Raw genomic sequence first — 22,075 nt, 5'->3', positions numbered from 1 at the left:
ATCACGTTTCCTTTTTGGAAGCAGTAAGGGATTGACAAGTTAGCCGCTGTTCAAACGCGGCCCAGGCGGTGCGGTAGTCGGTTTCTCTGTCGCACTTATCAAACGGGGCGGTGTAGGTGATGGTGCGCTGGATGGGGCCACCGGGGAGGGTGTCGTCGGTGATGGTGCGGGTGACGGTGCCGTGGGTCATATCCTGAATGTCTTCCCAGCCGGTTTCGCCACGGGGGGCTTTGCGGGGGAAGCCGACGCCGGGGAGGCCTTTGCTGACGGTGAAGACGATGCGCCCGGTTTGGTCGTAGTAGGTTTCTTTTTCGTACTGGCGCATGACGGGGAACTGGACGCGGTAGATGGTGATCAGTTCGTCGAGGGTGAGGCCGAGGGCCATGGCGGCGAGGACGTCGATTTCGACGAGGGCTTGGCGGCGGGTGTAGTCGGTGCGGAGGGCGACGTGGCGCTGCCAGTGGGGGGTGAGGTTGGTGAAGAAGCTATTGCTGAGGCGGGGGTCGGGTTTGGTCCAGGTGTCGGTAGTGAAGGCGGGGTCGTAGCAGTTGGCCCAGAGATCGGTGTAGTGGGTGGTGAGGCAATTGAGGGAAAGCACCCTAATTTTCAGTAAAGTGCTTAAACGTCGGTCATTAACAAGGGGAAAGTCGTCAAGTGTCTGTTGCAGGTTACTTTTACCCACTATCCTGATTAAAAAATCAATAACAATTGATGCAGTTAAAGCGAAAAAAGTAACAAATTCCGAAGCTTTTTGAAATGAAAAATTATAGCTTTTTAGAGAGTTTGTATGTAGAGCTTTGGTCGGAAGTAAGGAACCAATCAGGGTTCTTTCACCTGATTGGGATAACATTCCTCGAAATGCCAAACGAAAATAATCTGTAATAGGTTTTGTCTCATCCCACTTAATCTTTGGAATGTTTTCTAAATACTCTGTAAAGCTACAAGCAGGAGTATAATTTGTTCTTGGAAGATAGTCGTCGGGAATAACTAAAGGATCTATGATGTCATAGTGGCTATTGGCTGTGCATTGCTTTTTAGGGGTTTTATTAATAAAAGTTCCTATATGAACTTGTGGTCCAGATAAAATTAAATTTTCTATATTTTCGGGAAAATAAGTTTTCTTTTTGATGACTTTATCCCTTTGAGAACTGACCTCATGCCAACATGTTGAAGGAGTAATAAAATAGTACTGCTCAAGGTCTCTTAATCTTCTCGAATTAGAAGCAATCCTTTGTAAAACACTTACAAGGTCTTGCGCGTGTAAAGCAGGTAAACGTGCATGTTCTGGCGGTGTACTTTCAGAATCATATAGATGAGCAAACAGTTGTAATACTTCTTTGTTGACTCGAATAACCCGATTCGGATGCCCTGTAGTTTCCCACTGATCATCTTCGTCTTTAATTCCAGGGACCAAATTAATTCCAGAGAAGTCGAAGCAGTCATCAATGGTTTTACTACTAAATAGATTGGCTATATGTAAAAAATTGATAGTGATTTCGTTGTTGTCGCCTCTTTGTCTGTATATATTTATGCTAAAGGGTTTTCGATTTTCAGTGCCGGAGAAAAAACGCCTGATTTCATCAAATTGGAAGTGTGCCTCTAATTTAGAGTAAAGACTTTGTCTAAGATAACCGGCGTTTGGGTCGTCATAAACTCCTTCAGGATGTAAAAAACTTGATACACCTTGCATCCTTAAGAAAAGCCAAGATTGTGGCAAGAAACATTTATAAGAGTTCGTTTGAAGACCTTTCAGGATAAGGTAATTTTGATGTCCATTAAAGAAATTTTGAGCCCCATCATGAGTTACATATTCGTTTAGATATGAAAGAGTCAGCGCTTCCTGTTTGGTAAAAATTTCGTTTCTTTCTTCGGCAAGCTGATTTGCCGTCAACCCTCTTAAATTTACTAAGGGATTATGGTCACTTAAAATACCACTTTCTGCCCACTCGACCTTGATCCACGGTGGATTCCCTAAGATCAAATCAAACCCACCACTATCGGTGAAAATATCAGCAAACTCCAGTTCCCAATGGAAAAAGTGTTTCTCCTGGGCAATCTGGTTCACCAACTGCAACCGTGGGAATCGTTCGCACAGCGACGGCACACTCACAAACCCATACTTCGCCGCCACCTCCTTCGCCTGAGTCGCATTTGTCTCAGGAAACAGCGGCAACTGCCCTTCCTTCTCCGCTTCCAGGGCCATTTCCACATCGCCCAAAATCACCGCCAGCTCCATCAGGTATTCTTGCCGGTTGGGCAGCAGCGCCCCCTGCTGAATGGGCCAAAACCATAGGGCACACCAGTAGTCCATCACCAGCTTCAGCCGTCGATAGGCGCTAGAGTGGCTCACCCCTTCGGAGTGCTGCTCTTGCAGCAAAATTTTATCCTTCATTCCGAGGGTGGACGAGGTACCAGGTGCATCGGAGGCACCCGGTACTTGGGTACTCAAACCCCAAATTTCTAGCGGGTCGGTCGTGCGCTGCCGCATCGCCCGCAGTTCTTTGGCGTGGCGCTGCCAGAGGGCATCAATGCGCTGGCTGAGGGAAAGCAGGCAATCAATATCAAAATCTTCCCAAGGTTCTTTGCAAAACTCCTTGCGCCAGGTGTTGATGTGGTCAATCTGCTTAGGAGCCAGAGACTTGATCACCTTGTCCTTGTAATCGGCCATGCCAAAATCAGGCAGCAAAAAGTGATACACATGCCCCGTCGGAATCGGCTCTGGCAGCAGCACCCGCTTCGGTTCCTGGTCGTACCAGTAGGTCTTTTGCCGGGGGCGGCGGGGAATCAGCGTGGTGTCGTACACCTGCCGCCGCGCCCCAATCAGCGAATTGCCACAATGGAGCTGCATACCAAACCAGGGCACAAAGGCGCGTTTGCGGCCTGCCCCCTCACCCCCCTGCCCCCCTCTCCCAAAGGGCGAGGAGGGTTCTGAGCTTTCCGGCTCCCTCTCCCCCTGGGAGAGGGCTGGGGTGAGGGCTTCCGGGCTGGGCTCCGCCTGCGGCCCATAAATACAGTTCAGCCACAGCGACACCTCCGCCAGCTCCACCGCCACCGGGTTAAGGTCAATACCAAACACACTGCGATCGGCGATGTACATCTTCACCTTCTGCTTCTCTTGCAGAAAGTCATCATGGGGAATGCGCTGGTCTAGCTCCGTCTGCTTTAGATCCAGGTATCGTTCTGCCAGTTGGTTAATCGCCTCATTCAAAAACGCCGCACTGCCCATGGCCGGTTCGCAGATGTGCAGCTTGAGGATGTCGTCGGCAGTCTTGTCCTTCAGCAGCTCCTTCAGCGTGTACTTCACCAGGCAGCGGGTGAGCGATTCTGGCGTGTAGTAAGAGGCCGAATTTTCCCTGTCCCGACCCGCCAGTCGATAGATAAACGTGCCCTTGGGGTAGCAGCGGGGAGTGCCATCGGCGTTGTAGACCCGCTCATCTTCGGTGTACTTCTCCAGGTCGTCGGCCTTAACGAAATAGCCCACATCCAGCACATTCGGCTCTGGGTCGGTGGCCCGCTTCACCTCGTACAGGTCGGCCTCGGCAAAAAAGCCGCGAAAACACAGCAGCGCCTCGTACACCGCCCCCAACTGGTTAATGCCCAGCTGGGCGTAGGAAATACGCCCCCGCCGCTGCCGCCCCCGCGATCGCGACAGTGACATCAGCTCAATCACCCGGCGCAGGATGGCATTGCGAAACTTCACCCGGTTCAGCAGGGGCAGGCGGGCCGGGTCGAACAGGTGGCTCTTGAGGGGGGCTAGCTCAAAGGTGTCGTAGATAAAGGTTTCGTCATTCAAGTTGAGCACGGTCTGCTCTTCTAGCTGAGGCGGGTAGCCCTGCCACACCAATCCAAACAGCTGAGTCAGCGACAGATCAATAAAGTAGCCCTCGCTGTCTTCCGCCGTGCGCAGATCCGCCTGCTCCAGATCGCGCAGCGACTCCAGGCTGTAGCCCTCCCGATACACCTCGGCATCCATCGGCGCATAGCCCAGCTCCCGCCGCGCCTCAATATAAAAGAGAAACAGCAGCCGATACATGTAGCGCAGGCATTCCAGCGAAAGCTGGCCCGCATCCAGCCGCTCATTAAATACCCCTTCCTTGAGCTTGTTGCGCAGGTACCACACCGCCTCATTGCCCAGCAGCTCAATGGATTCCCGCAGGGCATACTTCAAATCGTCCGACACCGAGTAGGCATGGCGGTGGGAGTTTTCATCCAGCTCATCGAGCAGGGGCGTGCCCTCGGGGGGGCAGGTGTGCTCGCGGTGCAGCAGGGTCGCGGTGGCCAGTAGGGTATCTGGCTCTTTGCGAGCGAGAATATCCCCCAGGTCAAAGCTCAGCAGCCGTGAGGCATTCCACTTGTAGCGATCAATCAGCGTCACCTGATCCATGCTGATCAGCATTACCCAACGAGGCGGCTCCTCCTGGGCAAACACCAGGTCAGAGACAACGTCTTCCAGGGTGAGATCTGGGTCTAGATCCCCGGTTTCTTCAAGAAACCGGGGATCTGCCGCTACCCCCAACGACAGCACATCCGTCGCCTCGTCGGCTTCTGGCAAACCCTCCAGCACCCACAGCAGGGGCATCCCGTTCGCCTTCTGCATTTGGGCCACCACCGGGATGATCTGCCCGTCGTCTAGCTCCTGGGGCTGGGGCTGTAGCTCATAGCCCAGCACCGGCAGAAACTCCGCCAGCCATTCCCGCTGGGTCGCCAATCGGTCATCGGCAGATTTTTGCTTACGAAACTGCTCGCGCAGGCGAAAATAGCGACCCGAGAGCGCTGCCAGCCGTTTGGGCGGAGATTTGCCCTCACCCCCCTTATCAAGGGGGGCAGGGGGGGATCCCTCCTCCATCTCGCGCCATCGCTGGGCTACGCCTTTGATGTCATCTTGCAGAATGGCATCCAGGTAGTGGTTGGAGTAAAACTCGTTGGCGTTGGTGATTCCGGTGAGAGGCATAGGGCTAGGGGTGCGATCGCGGGCAGGAGTGGGCCGATTTTCGTTGATTTAGCTGGGCTGAGATAAAACCTGAGCTACCTGACAAAAGGGTAAAAGGCATAGGGCTGTAGCTGAGAGGTTCATCAGGTTCAGAGGTTGTCACGGCAAGCCTGCCTCATCCCCCCTCAAAACGGCAATGATTTTGATATAAGGAGCGGGTTCAGTAGTCATCGTCTCTTCTACCCAGCGCCGCTGGTCGTCAAAAATACGTTCAATGCGGCTTTTCTCGCGATCTTTGCGGGCCTGCACAAACGCCTGGGGACGGGCATCGTCGCCAAAGCGTAGCTCTAGCTGTTCGTAGTGGCGGCCCCGCAGGGCCTCTAACCGCTGGCGCTGCTGCTCTAGCTCCGGCTCTAGCCGTTGCATGAAGGCCTGCCGTTCTTCCAAGAGGGCTTTAGTCGCCTGGTCTACGGCCACACCCCGCAGCTCCAGCAACGCCTCATCCACCGACTGCCCCTGGTTGGGGATGGGTTGCTTGCCCAGCTTGGCGCGAGCCAAGGTCTGATCAAAGTCTTCGACCCGCTGAAACTGCCCCTGGTGAAACACGACACTCAGCCAGCGGTTGATCACCGGTTGCCCCCGCCGGTTAGGAATAACTCCCGCCATTACAAACACCGCCTCCTGGGTGCCGATTCCCTGGGTCAGGGTGAGCACCGGGGCTTGGTGGCGACCAAAGGTGGTCATGGCGCGATCGCTGAGCCATTCCACCACCGGGTGCAGCCCCCAGAGGTACTGCATCGCGGGCCAGGAGTCTTCGGAGCGGCGGGCCTCTTCTAGGGCAGCGGCGATCGCCTTTGGATCGCTACAGAGAATCAGCGGCTGATCGGGGGCAGGGACAATTTCGCGGGGCAAGCGGCTGTAGCGCTGGCGCAGCTCCTGGGGCATGGTCAGCTCAATCAGGCCCTTGGCGGGCACCCGATTAATTTGCAGCTCATCCCCCTGGCTAATGGCATCTAGCGCCGCCGAGGCATAGTCAAAGTCGCTGGCAAACAGGCTAGGCCACTGGCGTAATGAAGCTTGAGCATCGGCTTCCTGGCTGACCTCTGGCTCCTGGTCAAACAGAGCAAAGGGGTCGAAGTCGTCGGCCTGGGCCTGGGGGGTCAACCGCTGGTCGAAGCTCTCTGCCGTTTCTCCCTGTTCAATGGCGGTAGCGGTGATGCGTACCTCCTCATCCACATCAAACACCCCCATAAAGGCCGAGGGGTCGCCAATGTTCTGCACCGCCTGCTCATCTTTGACCAGCAGCACCCGAATAATCCGCTCCACCTCATCCATGCGGGGATGACGCGAGCGACTGAGCAGGTAGCGGATCTGGGGCTGCTGCTCTTGCCCGTAGCGATCAATGCGGCCATTGCGCTGCTGGAGGGCCATCAGCGACCAAGGGATATCGAAGTGAATCAGCCGGTGGGAGAGATAGTGCAGGTTGATGCCCTCCGAAGCTACATCCGTCGCCACCAGCAGCCGCAGGGGCGACTTCTCGTTGCCAAACTGCTCAATCACCGCCATCTGATCCACATCGTTCATGCCGCCATCTAGAGTGGCAATGGCCTCTGGTTTGAGCTTCAGGTCTTCCCCCAGCTGCCGGGCCAGAAACCGCATGGTTTCTAACCGCTCGGTAAAGATGACGATGCGATCGCGGGTGTCCTTACCCTTCCAGCCAAAGCCGCCGCCGTCTGCCTGGATGATCAGCCTAAGCAGGGTCTGATATTTAGCAAAGTCCTCGGTGGCAATGGTGGCTACCGCCGTCTCTAGCTCTCGCAGCTCCGCTAGGTCTCCCTCAAAGACCAGGTCTTGCTTCTTCTCAAGATTGCGAATGCGGGTTTGAATTGTCTGCAAGCAAGCCATCGGGCTCGACAGCATGGCCTTGAGCAGGGTGGTCTTAAACAAGTTTCCAGCCTGGCACTTTTCGTCGGTCTTGGCCAGGGTCAAGGCATTCAGCTGGTCAAAGGCCCGCTCCTCTGTCGGGGAGGCCGGGGCTTCCACTGCCTGCACCTGTCGTTCTGGAAAATGTTTCAACAGCTGCGCCGCCACATCCTTCTTGAACCGCCGCACGTAGAGGTCGCGAATGTCGTCTTTGGTGTAGCTGGCCTCATTGGCGATCGCCGTTGGGTCGAGCATATTCATCAAGCTGGCAAAGCTCTCGGGGCGGCCATCGTGGGGGGTAGCCGAAAGCATAATCAGCGTGTCGGATCGAGTAGAGAGGCGGGCGGCTAGCTGCGATCGCAGGGAGGCACTCTGCCCCCGACCCCGACGCGCCACATTGTGGCATTCGTCAATCACAATCACATCCCAGTGGGCCTGTTCGATATAGGTGCGGTATTCCCGGTCTTGCTTGAGAGTATCTACCGAAACAATCGCTTTGTCGTAGTAGTGGAAGGGGTTGTGGTTGGTAGGAATCCGGGTACGAATTCGCTGAATGCCGATGGAATCCAGCCGCACCAGGGGAATCGTAAACCGAGTCCAAAACTCCTTTTGGAACTGGGTCAGCATACTCTTGGTGGTGATCACCAAAATTCGCCGCGCCCGTCCCCGCCGCATCAGCTCCGACACCAAAATACCCGCTTCTAGGGTCTTGCCCAGGCCCACCGCATCGGCAATCAGCAACCGCTGCCGGGGCATCCGCAGCGCCTTCAAGGTCGGATCAAGCTGAAAGGGCAGCACATCCATCGCCGCCTGGTGGCCCACATACAGGTCAGGCTCTGTCGGGGCCGTCTGCCGCAGGTGCGCTTCGATAAACAGGAGCGATCGCTGATACCCTGCCGAGTCATCCGCCACCAGGCCCGTATCCTTGGGGTCAAGCACCGTCAGGTGGTCTTTCTCTAGCTCGTAGATAAACTGCGATCGCTTGCCCTTGATAAAGTCGCTAATGCCTACTGCCTCAAAGACCTGGGCTCCACTCGATGCCCGCTTGGTAGAGCGCACCAACCATTCCGCATCACGCACAACAACACGGGCACCAGGGGCAAGAATGGACATAGGTCAGGGTTAAACTCAGTGGGCATAGGGGCTAGATGCCTGTGGCAGCTAGAGTTCCCAGTCCAACCTACTTCCCCTCACTAGAGGAATAAGGATAATTTTGTGCTCTGTTAAGGAAACGTCACCTTCTAAAAGGCCAGATGGCTGAACTGGATGGGGGCATGATGGACTCCAGCCGCTTGACTACTTATCTATTTGATGCGTTTTATTCAATGTCTCCTTGCTGTTCCTCGCCAGATCCTGCTGTAGTTCCTGGCGAATCAGGGCGAACCGCTGCACATCTGCTTGGGTTAGCCAGGACTCAATTTTGTAGAACGTTTGCCCACCCTGTCGGTGCGATCGCAACGTGAGAATCGTCTCTGGCAGGTGGTGGACATTGCCCTTGAACTCGATATTCAGATCGCGCCCCCGCTCCACAATCGTGTAGAACTGCTTGCCCTCGAACACCCGCTGCCCCCGGTGCTGCCCTTGGCAAAACCGCTCCAGCAGCAGCACCGCCGTTCCCGCAATCTGCTCCTGGGTCTTGCGGTCAACGGAGATAGGTGTTCTGGGTCGCGGCAGGTTCACGTCAGGTCATTGATAAAAGGATTGAGCCCCGCCATGATGGCGGCATCGTCGCCCAAGAACTCCCGCAGGGGCTGATCCACCGGCCCTGGGTCAGTCAGGGTTTTGATGGGTGCTGTTGGGGCAGATGCTATGGAGCTATTGGCCGATGGTAGATGTCGTGGGTATGGCTTAACCAGTGGGAGAGCTGTCTTGGGTAGCGTTATCGAATTATCAAAGGCTTCCAAATCCGGCAGAAACCGTTCCTTGATTTCTAGAATCTGAGTCGTCAACTGCTGAATTGATCGCACAGCCTGCCGCCGGATCTCATCCTTGGGGGCTTGAACCGCTGCCATCGCAAATGGCCCATAGCAGCCATTCAACGCTGCTCGCATACGGGCATGGAGGTCATGACGCGATCTCCCTCGGCAATAGCCAATCACTGCCACATCCAGCTCATCCCGGCTGGAGTATTGAATTCGGGCCTTTGTCTCTGACGTTTGGGTCATTCCTCTAATTCCTTATCTCGGTTGTCTTGGGATGGCCGTGCTGCTAGCGAGCCTGGGTTGGTTTGGCGCTGTACATAAACGTCTTGAACAGCCCATAGACATCGGCCCAGCGCACGCTGGTGATTAAGTCGGGTTCAGCTGTGCCTTCCTGGCCTCGCAGCACATCGGTCATTTCCTGTCTCAGGGCCTCGGCCCAGGTGATCTGCTGGGTAAGCCCACGCTGCTCGAAAAACTGTTCCAGCTCTGGCCGAATAAAGTAGGCAGCACCCCCGCCGACAATTACCTCTACTTCAGCCGAGGGCAGCCACTCCACCAAAAACTGGTTCACCCGATCCAGATAAAACTCCCGAGCATAGCTACAAGCCTTAGCCAGATCGAGGGCTTCCTTGCGGCCTGGGACGTGGAAGGTAGGATGCCCCTGCAAAACCGCTTCCAGTAGAGCTGGGTCATCCGGCGCGACCCCCGGCAGCTCGGTGGCACACTGCTTCAGGTATTCCACGAACCCTGGCCCCTGGGAGGTGCTGTTAGTTTCCTGGGGCGTGCTGCCCTTCTCGAAGGTGAGGATCGAGAGATTGCGGTGGCCAAACATGAGGACGACGACGGTGGAGTCGCGAATCCCTATCCCAGCTCTAGCCAGCTGCAACCCCTTGGCTAGGTAAAGCCCGGCCCCCTCTGGCTGCATCTCGATGCGCTCTAGCTGTCCAAACAAAGACCGGCCCCGAAAGCTGAAGTCTGAAATCGCTCCCAAAATCTGGGCTTTCAACTCCTTACGGTCTTGCCAATATTCTTCCAGCGGCAGCAACAGCCCCAGTTGAGCGGTGAACTCACAACCCGAGCTGTCGGAATCCTGAGCCACCAGAGTCTTCTCAGCGATGACGCCAAGGGTGGCCAGAATTTTGTAGACGGCGCGATCGCGCTTGGGCAGAGCCAGACCCGAGTCACCTTTTTGGGCGATCGCTAACGCCCCAATGGCATAGGCACTGTTGCCCACTATCACATAGGCACTGTCCTCCGGTTCCTGGCTGGTCAGCCCGCCCAGCATCAGCCGATCAAGCCGAGCCGGGTTCAAACGAGCTACTTGAGGGTCGAGGTGCAGTAGGTATGGCTGGCCCTGCCAGTAGAGGCACTTGGTGGCAGAACTGCCCATGTCGATGTAGGTCTGGATGATTTGGGTCATAGTTTGAATGCCAATGACAGCGTTTAATCAACATCCTGAAGAGCAAAGAGGGCCTTCAATTCTGTGGATGAATATCTGTATTCTGAATCGCCGGTTTTATTCACGACTTAATAACGACTGAATTGTCATCTTCAGCAAAATACATCATTGTTTTGATGGCCGATGAATTTCATTCACGACTTATTCACGGCTTGATAACGACTTGTCTAGCCAGGCTCTGACAGAGTTCTAGAATCACTGAGTCATTCACGGCTTATTCACGACTTGATAACGACTTATTCACGACTTGCTGGTTGAGGTCTTTCCATGAGAGACAAAATCAATCATTTAAGTGATGAATAAAAACAAACTTTGCAGCTCTCTAGGCTGAACAGAACCGGTATTTTCTGTGAGCTAAAACAGAGTTTATTGCCCCTTGTATCCTCCCCAGGGAGTGCCCCGGCAGAAGCCTGATGGGCTGCCCTGGGGGCTACGCCACTCCACTGCGTTTCGTTGCTCCGCGTTTCACACACCACGCCCAGCCCTGGGCCAGGGGGTTGCTGAAACCCCGCAATATCAGGGGTTCCAGGCATGGGAGCCAATGGCCAGTCGTTTACGAATCACTGACGAATTCACGGAAAAGCTCATGGGTAAAGGATTTAGCGTCTCGCTGCCTCTTGAAGAGGCGGCGATGGTCGAGAAAGAGGCCAATCGGCTGGGCCTGCCCGCCGCCAGCATCATTCGCCTGATGATGCGCGATGGTCAGCAGCGCCGCGAACTGGAGCGGCAGGTGGATGACCTGAAGGCTCGGATGGAGCTGCTACAAGTGCAGTTTCAGGGTCTCCAGATTTTGCTAGAGACCATCGCCCTGGAGCAGGCCAATGCTCGGGGGCCACAGGCGCTAGAGAATCGTAAGGCGCTGATTCAGGAAATCCGCAAGCGCCAAGGTTTGGTAGAGGGCTAGGAGGTCAGCCATGCTTAGCCTAACAGTGATCAGCGCCAACCAGGGCGAAACTTACTACACCGCCGAGAACTACTACACCAGCGAAGAGAACCAGGCCCACTCTGGTTGGTGGGGGCAGGGGGCTAAGAGCCTGGGGCTAGCGGGCCAGGTGCAGGGGGGCGACTTCAAAAACTTGCTCCATGGCTCCCATCCCCAAGGGCACCAAACCCTATCGGGTCGAGAGATTGACCCAGAGCGCCATCGGGCTGGGCTGGATTTGACCTTTAGTGCGCCCAAGAGCATCAGCCTGGCGGCTTTGGTCGGGGGGGATGAAGCGATAGAGCAGGCCCATCGCACAGCTGTCACTCGCACCCTGGCCATTATCGAGGAGCGTTATGCCCAAACACGAGTGCGGACGCCGGAGGGCAGGCAGGCAGTTGGCACCGGCAACCTAATCATCGCCCAGTTCCACCACGACACCTCCCGCGAGAAGGATCCGCAGATGCACACCCACTGCGTCATGATCAATGCCACGCAACTGGCCAATTGCCGCTGGCAGTCGCTGCACAATGACATCCTCTTCAAGCAGCAAAAGCTGTTGGGGATGATTTACCAAAACGAGCTAGCGGTGGAGGTGCAGCGCCTGGGCTATGGCATTGAGCCCAGGGCCAACGGCCAGTTTGAACTCCGGGGGTATCAAGCCGAAGACCTCCAGACCTTCTCTAAACGGCGGGAGCAGATTCTGGCGGCGGTGGAGGAGAACGCGACGGCCCAGGAGCGAGAGATGGCCACCCTGATGACCCGAGCCCCTAAGGGCAAAGAAATTCCCCGAGAAGAGCTGCGCACCTACTGGCAGCAGCAGGCCCAGGCGCTGAAGGTGGAACATCCTCAAGCCCAACTGATGGACTGGCAGAGCCAGCCGAAGCGAGCCACCCAAGCCGGGCTCACCCACTGCGCCGAGCGGGAGGCGGTGTTCCATCGCGAGCAGGTAGAGCGGTTTGTCCTGGAAAACCATCTGGGGCAGCAGTGCTTTGATGACGTACAGCAGACTTTGGACACCGATCCAGAGGTGATTCATACCCATGACAATCGGCTGACTACCCAGACAGCAGTGCTGCGGGAGTTGGAGACCATTCGCAGGGTATTGGATGGGCGGGGGGAGGTGGGGGCGATCGCCTCTCCAGACTTAGTGGCAGCACATCTGCGCGATCAGGGGCTGACCGAGGGCCAGGTGAAGGGCGTGATGTTGGCGGCTACAACCCGCGATCGCGTCATTGCCTGGCAAGGGGTGGCCGGGGCGGGGAAGAGCTATGCCCTGAACCAGTTTCGCCAGATTGCGGAGTCCCAGGGCTACACCGTCCGGGGCTTTGCCCCCAGTGCAGAAGCGGCGAAGTCGTTGGGCGACTCGGCCCAGATTCAGCCGGTGGAAACGGTGGCGGCGTTGCTGTGTGCTCAACCGGTGGTACCCAACCCGGCTCAGCCCGAGGTTTGGGTCGTAGACGAAGCGGGGCTCTTGAGTGCCAAGGATGCGCTGGCCCTGGTGACCAAGGCCCAGGCGGAGCAGGCCCGAGTGATTTTGGTGGGAGATATCCGGCAGCTGTCGGCGGTGGAGGCGGGGAACCCGTTCAAAAGTTTGCAGCAGGCGGGGATGGCGACGGCCTACCTCACCCAGTCCTTGCGGCAGAAAAATCAGCAGATCAAGGCGGGGGTAGACCTGATTGCCGCTGGGGAGATTGCGGCGGGGGTGCGACAGTTAAAGCCCTACATCCAGCAGGTGAGTAGTCAGGAGGCGAGGGCATCGGCGATCGCCCGCGACTATCTGGCCTTGGCTCCAGATGAGCGCCAGAAGACCCTGCTGTTGGCGGGCACGAACCAGGAGCGGCTCGCGATTACCCAGCTGGTGCGCGATGGTCTGAAGGCAGAAGGAACCCTCGGCCAGAGCATGACGATGAAGCGGCTGAAGGCAAGGGATTTGACGGAGACCCAGGCGAGCTATGCCCATCACTTTCAGCCGGGGAATGTGCTGATTCCCCAGGCCAGCTACAAGCGGCTGGGGTTGGAGAAGGGGCAGCGCTACGAGGTGCTGGCGACGGATAGTCACAGTAATGGGCTGACGCTGCGGGGGCAATCCGGGGCGGCGTTGCAGGTGGATCCAGCCCAGATCCGGCGGAAGTCGGTGTATGAGGTGGAGGAGATAGAGGTTGCAGTGGGCGATCGTCTGCGGTGGACGCGCAATGACCATGCCCTGGGGCGACGCAATGGCCAGGAGTTTGAGGTGGTGGGGCTAGAAGATGGGCAAGTGCTGATTCGCTGGGGGCGGGGAGAGGTGGGATCCTTCGAGAGTTCGGAGCTGGCGCATTTGGACTATGCGTTGGTTAGCACCACCTATGCGGCCCAGGGCAAGTCGGCGGAGCGGGTGATTGGGGCGTTGGATCGCTATGTGGGGCGGGAGAGCTTTTATGTGGCGGTGAGCCGGGTGAAGCACGACCTGAAGCTTTACGCATCAGAGGAGCTGGATGCTCTGGTTGAGCGAGCAAGAAAATCTAGGGCCAAGGAAAACCCCAGTGAATCTGGATGCAATCCCTTTGACCCAAACCAGTTCCCCTTCCAAAATCTCAATAGTGATAGGGGTTTTTGGGGACTTGCCGATCAAACTAGCTTTACGCCAACAAGGAGCCCCTCAAGAGGTGCGGAGAGAAATCAAAAAAATCTAGAGCGGTAGTCTATAAAGCCCTCCAGGAAAGGGTTCTGTCGATCATGAATGTTCTTGTAACCATGGCTTCTGCTATAGTTGCTTGCCTAAGAACCCATCTGATAACGAGGCCCGTGCCCGGAGCGAATCAGCGATAAGTCTGAGATAATCGCACCAGATGCTTGCCAGGATACCCCATGACTGATATCCAGAAGTTTGTGGTCAAAGATAACGACGGTGAAGAATACGAGTTCTATATTGAGCCGGGTGAGCTTGCTAATGTAGAACCTGATGGAGATGAAGGGTATCGAGACATCAGCTTACCTACCATCGACATGAAAAAAGTTCACAGCACCATCCGGGGCTATGCCAAGTACGCTATTGGGGCGTTTGTGAACTTCAGCCTGGCAGAAATTGAGGAGATGAACCTGGAGTTCAATCTAAAGATTGCGGGAAAGGCGGGAATGCCTGTCCTGGCTGAAGGATCGGCTGAGGGAACGTTCAAGATCCAGGTCAAGTGCAAGTTTCCTGCTGCGGAATCTAAAGAGTAACCTGCTGATACAGCCTCCTGAGCGTAATGAGGCTACTATCAGCTGAAGGGATTACCTAGCAGTTGCACCAGCAGGGCTATGGCAAAGTACGCGCTTGTCATCGGTCTAGACCGATACGATCACTTCGGCAACTTAAAAAGTGCGGCTAAGGATGCAGAGGCAGTTGCCCGGCTGCTAGAGCAACATCAGTACCGAGTGACGCGTCTGCCCAGGACGCTGGTCGGGGAAAATCAGTGGGTGATTACCCCTGATAAACCCCTCAGCCACACTGAACTTGGCAATGAACTGAAATCCTTCTTTCGGGAGCGAGCTAAGAACCAGGAGGCTATTTTCTACTTCGCCGGACATGGCTTCCGTGTGTCTGACGCGCTGACTGGAGAAGAGAGCGGATATCTAGCTACCTCTAACGCGAGCAAAGATGGGCAGAACGCAATTCCCTTTGCCTCGTTGAATAAGTTGATGGGCCAGGCGGAACTGAGCAGCTTGGTTGTGATGATGGACTGCTGCTACGCCGGTTCCTTGTTGGAAGAGCAGCGGAGCCTTTTACAACCCACTCAAACAATCCTCAGTCATAAGCAAAATTCTTGTCTAATTGCGGCCTGCCGAGATTTTGAACGGGCACGGGAGGGAAAAGACCATGGCATTTTTACCGCAGCCATCTTGAGAGGCTTATCTGCCGAAAATGCGGTGCAAGAGATGGTCACGAGTAATGACCTGTTTGGCTTTGTAGATCGGGAACTGAGAACTAGTGGGCAGGAGGTGATTCATGCGGGTATGGGTGGGGCGATCGCTCTGGTTCATTACCCCAAGCAATCAATCACACCTCCAGAGAAACCAGCCACATCGGCGCGAGTTTTTATCAGCTATCGCAGCCAACCGCCCGACAATGAGTTGGCTGAAAAGTTTTACCAGGCTCTCCAGGTAGAAGGTCATGAGGTCTTCATGGCAGCAGAGAGTATCCGATTGGGGGATAACTGGTCGCAGCGCGTTGATCGAGAGCTAGAGCAGTGCGATTACTTTTTACTTTTGCTGTCGGCTAAGTCAGCGACGAGCGAGATGGTGACGGAGGAAGTCCGACGGGCGAAGGAGCTGCGTGACACCCGTGACTCTGGGAGGCCAGGAATTCTTCCCATTCGAGTGGATTTTCCGCTGTCCTCTCCCCTGAACTACGACTTGCGGGGCTATCTCAACCGGATTCAGCAGCGAGAGTGGAAGTCTGACGAAGATACAGCTCAGATTTTGCAGGAAATTTTGGCCATTTTGGGTGATCGCAACACTTCCTTTCAGGAATCCGCAGCCTCAGAGACTACTACAGAGCCTCTGACCGAACAACCGAATGCCCCGCCATCACCTGTGGCTCCGCCAGAGCTACCAGGTGGACAGGTGGATCTAGCCTCTCTCTATTACTTAGAACGGCCACCGGTAGAAAAGAATTGCTATGAAACAGTACTGAAGCCAGGGGCGTTAATCCGGATCAAGGCTCCGCGTCAGATGGGTAAAACGTCTTTGATGTCCCGGATTTTGCGCTATGCGGAAGAGAGCGAGTATCTAACCGTGCCTCTCAGCTTCCAATTAGCGGATGCCGCTATCTTTTCAGATTTAGACAAGTTTCTGCGATGGTTTTGCGCCAGTGTGGGGCGGCGACTACGGTTGCCCAATAAGCTCAATGACTACTGGGACGAGATTTTTGGTAGTAAGGACAACTGTACGGCGTATCTGGAGGAGTATTTGCTACCGGAAATCTCTAAGCCTCTGGTGTTGGGCTTGGATGAAGTGGATATGGTATTTGAGTATCCCAACATTGCGGCTGATTTTATGGGGTTGTTACGGGCGTGGCACGAATCGGCTAAAACAAATGCTTTGTGGAAGAAGCTGAGGCTGGTAGTGGTTCACTCCACCGAAGTCTACATTCCAATGAATATCAACCAGTCGCCGTTTAACGTGGGTTTACCGATTGAGCTGTCGGAATTTCTGCCAGAGCAGGTTTTGGATCTGGCCCATAGGCACGGACTGAATTGGGATGAGGAAGCGATCAGCCGACTAATGAAAATGGTGGGGGGACATCCTTATTTAGTGCGAGTGGCACTATATCAAGTGGCGCGTGAGGAAACGACGTTGGATAAATTGCTCACCATCGCGCCAACAGAAGCTGGGCCGTATGGCGACCACTTGCGTCGCCATTGGTGGAATCTGGAGCAGCGAGAGGAGATGGCTGAGGCGACAAAGCGTGTAGTGGCTTCGGCTGGCCCTGTCCGACTAGAACCGATTCAGGCATTTCAGCTTCACAGCATGGGGATTGTACATTTGCGGGGCAATGAGGTCATTCCCCGGTGCGATCTGTATCGAAAATATTTCTCTGACCGACTCAATTTAGGGAGGGCCAGCTCATGAGCTATGACTATCAGGTTGGGGGTAGTCTACCCGCTGATGCACCAAGCTATGTAAAGCGGCAAGCGGATGATGAGCTGTACGAAAAGCTTAAAGCGGGGGAGTTTTGCTATGTGTTGAATTCTCGGCAGATGGGGAAATCTAGCCTACGAGTGCAAGTGATGCAGCGCCTAGAAGCGGAGGGAGTGTCCTGTACGGCGATTGACCTGACGCAGATTGGGGGAGATGAAAATGTCACGGCTGACCAATGGTATGCCGGTTTTGTCCGAAAGCTTTGGAATAGTTTTGACTTGACGACCCACGTTAACTTCCGTCAATGGTGGCGCGAGCGGGATGATATCTCCGCAGTACAGCGATTTGGCGAATTTATTGAAACGATTCTACTTGAAGAGCTTTCTCAGCCCGTCGCTATCTTCATTGATGAAGTGGATACCGTTCAGAGTCTATCCTTTTCCCTTGATGATTTCTTTACCCTGATTCGTGATTTTTATAATCAACGAGCTGACTTACCCAAATACAAACGATTGACCTTTTGCTTTCTCGGTGTTGCTACTCCCTCAGATTTGATTCGAGATAAGACTCGTACACCATTCAATATTGGCCACGCTATTTCTCTCCGGGGCTTTCAATTTAATGAGACAGAACCACTCATGGGAGGGCTAGAAGAAATTGCCGAGAACCCAGAAGCTGTTCTGCAGTCAATTCTTAGCTGGACGAACGGACAACCCTTCCTTACCCAGAAGATTTGCCGATTGGCTCAAACGCTGCGCACGATTCCTGCTGGTGAGGAAGAAACAGCAGTTTCACAGCTAGTGCAAGTTCGAATTATTGATAACTGGGAAGCGCAGGATGTACCAGAGCATTTAAGAACTATACGAGATCGTCTCTTCCGTGATGAGATGACTGTGGGAGAGCGGCTAGGTCTATATCAGCAAATTTTATCTGGGGAAACAGTTCTGGCAAGCAGTCGTCCCGAGCAAATTGAGCTGCGCCTCTCAGGCATCGTAATTGAGCATAATCGTACCCTACACCCTCACAACCGCATCTATGAAACAATTTTCTCCACAGCTTGGGTAACTGCGGCTTTTGCACGCCGGCGTCCCTATGCGGCGGATATCTATGCATGGTTGCAGAGCAAACCACGATCAGATGCTTACCTGCTGCGAGGAGCAAAGCTAGAGGCAGCATTGGAGTGGGCTGAGGCGCGAAGCCTTAGCAAGCAAGACTATCAGTATTTGGTGGAGAGCCAGAAGCTAGGGCTGCGGCAGGAACTGGAATATAGCCGAGCAGCCGTGATTCAGGTGAATGAAAAGCTAGCAGAGCGAAATCAGGCATTAGAACGCATTAATCAGCAGTTAGAAACAGCTCGACAGGAATTGAAGCGGGTCCGGCAACTTTTCCGCTGGGTAATTGGGGTGGGCCTTAGCCTATTGAGTGTATTAGCTTTCGGGGCATGGAGAGCAGTGGATTTACGAGCGGAGGCCATTGAGGCAAGGGAGCAGGCGGTTGAAGAGAAAAAGGATGCTGTAGCTGACCTGCAAGAAACGGAATTAAAAAATGTAGAGTTAGAAGACAAGAACAATAGCCTAGAAAACGGCAACCGGACGTTAACGAAAGAAAACACTACCCTTGAAGCAGTAGTAGCAAAATCCCAGCAAACCCTAAATTATACTCAACAAAATTTAACGGGAACCCAATTAGCACTAGAACTTGCGGAAACAATTTTACAGAGTACAAAGCAAGAGGTTGAAATTACTACAAAGGAGGCGGGGGAGCAACGTGATAGAGCTAATCAAGAGCAAGCTAGAGCTAATCAAGAGCAGGCTAGAGCTGAGCAGCAACGGCGGAACTTACAAGATGTCTTTCCAGTTACTGAAGCTGTATTGAAGTTTGCCAACGAGGAAACTCGCAATGATGCTCTTGCGCAGCTTTCCAAGATTTTGGATGAAAATCCTGAGAATTCGGCTGTTTGGATTGTACGAGGTGAATTTCTGAATCAGATTGGAAAGCATGAAGAAGCCCTAGAGCATTTTGAGCAAGTTACGTCTTCATTAGAGCCACATAACTTTTTAGCTCATTTTGGAAGAGGCAATGCTTTAGCAGCTCTAGGCAGTGTAGACAAAGCAATCCAAGCTTACGACTATACTATTGAGCTCAACGAGGAATATTATCAGGCTTGGACAAACAAAGGCAATGTTTTACTGGAGGCTAATAAATTTGATGAATCCCTTATATCCTACTCTAAAGCATTAGAGATAAATCCAGATTATTTGCCTGCTTTAGAAAACCTCAAAAGCACTCTTAGCAATCTTCTTACAGCGGGCGAAGAAGGGTTTTCTCTTTCTATCATTTCTACATTTGATATTACCGCCATTAGTGGAGGCACAAGAAGCAGTCAGAATTTGCGACCATCAGGCGACACTGATATTTTCGATGAGGAAATTAATCAGTTAGTTCTTAATATTACAGAGCAAATACTCAAAATAAATCCAAACGATGTAGATTTACTAACCTATAGAGGTTTAGCTCTACTGGAGAAAGGAGAATGGGAAAATGCAATTGTCCATATTGAATCTGCGGTGGCACTGAGTCCTGATAAAGTAAATCCCTATGCTTATATTGGTCAAGCAATTGCTCAATCGAGGCTTGGCCGGACTCAAGAAGCAATTTCATCTATTGAACAAGCTTTATCTATTGATCCAAATTCTCACGGAATAGTCGCTCTAAATCCCGACAGATTCTATTCTTATGCTTATATTGCAAGAGGGATAACAGAGTTATTTTTAAGTAATTTTGAAGAAGCAATTTCTGAGATTGAAAAGGCGATTGCATTAAGCTCAGATGATACAAGAATGGCTGTGCAAGCTTATGTGCTGCAAGGCTTAATATATATTGAATCTGGTCAGCCTGAAGAAGCAATTTCAGTATTTGATCAAGCAATTGCCACTGCTCCTGACAATGTCGATGTCATTTCTCTTTCCTATATTGGTCGTGGGAATGCTCTAGGTAGATTGGGTCGATTTGAAGAAGCAATTTCAGAGTATGACCAGGCAGTCAACCTCAACCCCAATTACTCCCTGGCTCATCACAATCGAGGAGAGACTCTGCGAGAACTAGGTCGGTTATCAAAAGCCCTTGAAGCATTTGATCGCGCTATTCAAGTCAACCAAGATTGGGGTGCTGTAAACATTGCCAGCGCTTATAACTATCGAGCAGCGATTTATATGCAGCTGGGTCAATACCCAGAAGCAATTGCCGAGGTTGATCAGGCGATTGCCCTAAGTTCAGATGCTCCAAATGAGACTGCCCAAGCTTATATACTGCGGGGCTTTATACATCTTGCATCTGGTCAGCCTGAAGAGGCGTTTTCAACATTTGATCAAGCAATTGCCATTGCCCCTGAAAATATTGATGTTGCTCCTACTGCCTATCTTGGTCGTGGGAACACTTTAAGTAGATTGGGTCGGTTTGAAGAAGCAATTTCAGAGTATGACCGGGCAATCAACCTCAACCCCAATTACTCCCTTGCTTATCACAATCGAGGTGAGGCTCTGCGAACACTAGGTCAACTACCAGAAGCCCTTGAAGCATTTGATCGCGCTATTCAGGTTAACCAAGATTGGGGTGCTGTAAACATTGCCAGTGCCTATAATTATCAAGCATTGATTTATAATCAGCTGGGTCAATACCCAGAAGCCACTGTCGCGATTGATCAAGTAATTGTCTTCAGCGCAGATGATCCAAATACGACTGCACAAGCTTATCTGCTTCGAGGCTTTATATATCTTGCATCTGGTCAGCCGGAAGAGGCATTTTCAGCATTTAATCAAGCAATTGCCATTGCCCCTGAAAACATCGACGTTGCTCCTACTGCCTATGTTGGTCGTGGAAATGTTCTAGGCAGATTAGGTCGGTTTGAAGAAACAATTTCAGAGTATGACCGGGCAGTCAACCTCAACCCCAATTACTCTCTTGCCTATCACAATCGAGGAGAGGCTCTGCGAACACTAGGTCGACTACCAGAAGCCCTTGAAGCATTTGATCGCGCTATTCAGGTTAACCAAGATTGGGGTGCTGTAAACATTGCCAGTGCCTATAACTATCAAGCATTGATTTATAATCAGCTGGGTCAATACCCAGAAGCAACTGCCGCGATTGATCAAGTAATTGTCTTCAGCGCAGATGATCCAAATACGGCTGCACAAGCTTATCTGCTTCGAGGCTTTATATATCTTGCATCTGGTCAGCCGGAAGAGGCATTTTCAGCATTTGATCAAGCAATTGCCATTGCCCCTGAAAATATTGATGTTGCTCTTACTGCCTATCTTGGTCGTGGGAACACTCTAAGTAGACTGAGTCGGTTTGAAGAAGCAATTTCAGAGTATGACCAGGCAATCAATCTTAAACCTAATTACTCCCTTGCTCATCACAATCGAGGCGAGGCTCTGCGAACACTGGGTCGGCTATCAGAAGCACTTGAAGCATTTGATCGCTCCATTCAGGTCAACCAAGATTGGGGTGCTGTAAACATTACCAGTGCCTATAACTATCAAGCATTGATTTATAGTCAGCTAGGTCAATACCCAGAAGCAACTGCCGCGATTGATCAAGTAATTGCCTTGAGCGCAGATGATCCAAATATGGCTGCACAAGCTTATGTGCGTCGAGGCTTCATACATCTTGAATCTGGTAAGTATGAAGAGGCATTTTCAGCATTTGATCAAGCAGTTGCCATTACCCCTGAAAATGTCAGTGTTATTTCTCAGATTTATGTTGGTCGTGGGAATATTCTAGGTAGATTAGGTCATTTTGAAGAAGCAATTTCAGAGTATGACCAGGCAATCAACCTCACACCCAACTATTCTGGTGCTTATTTTCGGCGAGGAGAGGCTTACAGAGAAATGAATAATTGGGAAGCTGCCTCTGAAAGCTTTACTCAAGCTATTCAAACCAACCAAAACTGGGGAAGCATTGATCTTGAGATGGCATATACTCAGCGCGGAGCTGTCTATGTTGAATTAGGTCAGTTCCAGAAAGCAATCTCTGATTATTCTCAAGCAATAGTGCTCAATCCTGAGAACCCTCTAGCTTACGGTTATCGTGGTCAAGCCTATCGATTCATTAGTCGTTTTGAAGACGCGATCACAGACCTTACTTATGCTTTAAACCTAGCTCCTAATACAGCTTGGATACAAGAAGAATTAGAAAAAGTGCGTCAAAGAGTCAGTGATTAGTCAACTCTATAAAATCAAATCTTAGCGAGGATATATGGCAGTTCTCATTAGAATAAGGAACGCCACCAGCTGCCGGGAGAGGTGCGCTCGGCA

At 52.8% G+C, this 22,075-nt stretch carries 10 protein-coding genes; 5 read left to right on the top strand and 5 right to left on the bottom strand.

Annotated features, from left to right (window positions below; all coding sequences use genetic code 11):
- Nucleotide 1 precedes the first annotated feature (1 nt).
- The 5 genes from RRF56_RS03710 to RRF56_RS03690 all read right to left on the bottom strand — a co-directional run bounded on the left by RRF56_RS03710 (nt 2) and on the right by RRF56_RS03690 (nt 10,195).
- Nucleotides 2-4,951, bottom strand: coding sequence for an Eco57I restriction-modification methylase domain-containing protein (locus RRF56_RS03710; protein ID WP_317036281.1), 4,950 nt, complete (start codon nt 4,949-4,951; stop codon nt 2-4).
- A gap of 138 nt (nt 4,952-5,089) precedes the next feature.
- Nucleotides 5,090-7,966: a DEAD/DEAH box helicase gene (locus RRF56_RS03705; RefSeq protein WP_317036280.1), complete on the bottom strand. Its 2,877-nt coding sequence runs from the start codon at nt 7,964-7,966 to the stop codon at nt 5,090-5,092.
- Between the two features lie 183 nt (nt 7,967-8,149).
- Nucleotides 8,150-8,533 carry a hypothetical protein gene (locus RRF56_RS03700; RefSeq protein WP_317036279.1) on the bottom strand — a complete coding sequence of 128 codons (384 nt, stop codon included), beginning with the start codon at nt 8,531-8,533 and terminating at the stop codon, nt 8,150-8,152.
- Complete coding sequence (locus RRF56_RS03695; protein ID WP_317036278.1) at nt 8,530-9,018, bottom strand: hypothetical protein; 489 nt, start codon at nt 9,016-9,018, stop codon at nt 8,530-8,532. The genes RRF56_RS03700 and RRF56_RS03695 overlap by 4 nt, the downstream gene beginning before the upstream one ends.
- 43 nt (nt 9,019-9,061) lie before the next feature.
- Nucleotides 9,062-10,195, bottom strand: coding sequence for a ParM/StbA family protein (locus RRF56_RS03690; protein ID WP_317036277.1), 1,134 nt, complete (start codon nt 10,193-10,195; stop codon nt 9,062-9,064).
- A gap of 625 nt (nt 10,196-10,820) precedes the next feature.
- On the opposite strand from RRF56_RS03690, the gene RRF56_RS03685 reads away from it, so the two are divergent.
- The 5 genes from RRF56_RS03685 to RRF56_RS03665 all read left to right on the top strand — a co-directional run bounded on the left by RRF56_RS03685 (nt 10,821) and on the right by RRF56_RS03665 (nt 21,982).
- A complete protein-coding gene (locus tag RRF56_RS03685) occupies nt 10,821-11,138 on the top strand; it encodes a hypothetical protein (RefSeq protein WP_317036276.1) in 318 nt (105 codons plus the stop codon).
- 10 nt (nt 11,139-11,148) lie between these two features.
- On the top strand, nt 11,149-13,839 hold the full coding sequence (gene mobF / locus RRF56_RS03680; protein ID WP_317036275.1) for a MobF family relaxase: 2,691 nt from the start codon (nt 11,149-11,151) through the stop codon (nt 13,837-13,839).
- A gap of 167 nt (nt 13,840-14,006) precedes the next feature.
- Nucleotides 14,007-14,360 carry a CU044_2847 family protein gene (locus tag RRF56_RS03675; protein WP_317036274.1) on the top strand — a complete coding sequence of 118 codons (354 nt, stop codon included), beginning with the start codon at nt 14,007-14,009 and terminating at the stop codon, nt 14,358-14,360.
- 78 nt (nt 14,361-14,438) lie between these two features.
- Nucleotides 14,439-16,751, top strand: a complete 2,313-nt coding sequence (locus RRF56_RS03670; RefSeq protein ID WP_317036273.1) for an AAA-like domain-containing protein — start codon at nt 14,439-14,441, stop codon at nt 16,749-16,751.
- A complete protein-coding gene (locus tag RRF56_RS03665) occupies nt 16,748-21,982 on the top strand; it encodes a tetratricopeptide repeat protein (RefSeq protein WP_317036272.1) in 5,235 nt (1,744 codons plus the stop codon). The genes RRF56_RS03670 and RRF56_RS03665 overlap by 4 nt, the downstream gene beginning before the upstream one ends.
- The last annotated feature ends 93 nt before the right edge of the window (nt 21,983-22,075 follow it).

The sequence above is a fragment of the Nodosilinea sp. E11 genome (genome assembly GCF_032813545.1).
Classification (GTDB): Bacteria; Cyanobacteriota; Cyanobacteriia; order Phormidesmidales; family Phormidesmidaceae; genus Nodosilinea.
This window is presented reverse-complemented; position numbering and strand designations above follow the sequence as displayed.

What these genes read in the sequence shown, in the direction of transcription:
- RRF56_RS03695 (WP_317036278.1), bottom strand. Translation starts at nt 9,018, where the DNA reads ATGACCCAAACGTCAGAGACAAAGGCCCGAATTCAATACTCCAGCCGG.
- RRF56_RS03690 (WP_317036277.1), bottom strand. Translation starts at nt 10,195, where the DNA reads ATGACCCAAATCATCCAGACCTACATCGACATGGGCAGTTCTGCCACC.
- RRF56_RS03665 (WP_317036272.1), top strand. Translation starts at nt 16,748, where the DNA reads ATGAGCTATGACTATCAGGTTGGGGGTAGTCTACCCGCTGATGCACCA.
- RRF56_RS03710 (WP_317036281.1), bottom strand. Translation starts at nt 4,951, where the DNA reads ATGCCTCTCACCGGAATCACCAACGCCAACGAGTTTTACTCCAACCAC.
- RRF56_RS03685 (WP_317036276.1), top strand. Translation starts at nt 10,821, where the DNA reads ATGGGTAAAGGATTTAGCGTCTCGCTGCCTCTTGAAGAGGCGGCGATG.
- mobF (WP_317036275.1), top strand. Translation starts at nt 11,149, where the DNA reads ATGCTTAGCCTAACAGTGATCAGCGCCAACCAGGGCGAAACTTACTAC.
- RRF56_RS03675 (WP_317036274.1), top strand. Translation starts at nt 14,007, where the DNA reads ATGACTGATATCCAGAAGTTTGTGGTCAAAGATAACGACGGTGAAGAA.
- RRF56_RS03705 (WP_317036280.1), bottom strand. Translation starts at nt 7,966, where the DNA reads ATGTCCATTCTTGCCCCTGGTGCCCGTGTTGTTGTGCGTGATGCGGAA.
- RRF56_RS03670 (WP_317036273.1), top strand. Translation starts at nt 14,439, where the DNA reads ATGGCAAAGTACGCGCTTGTCATCGGTCTAGACCGATACGATCACTTC.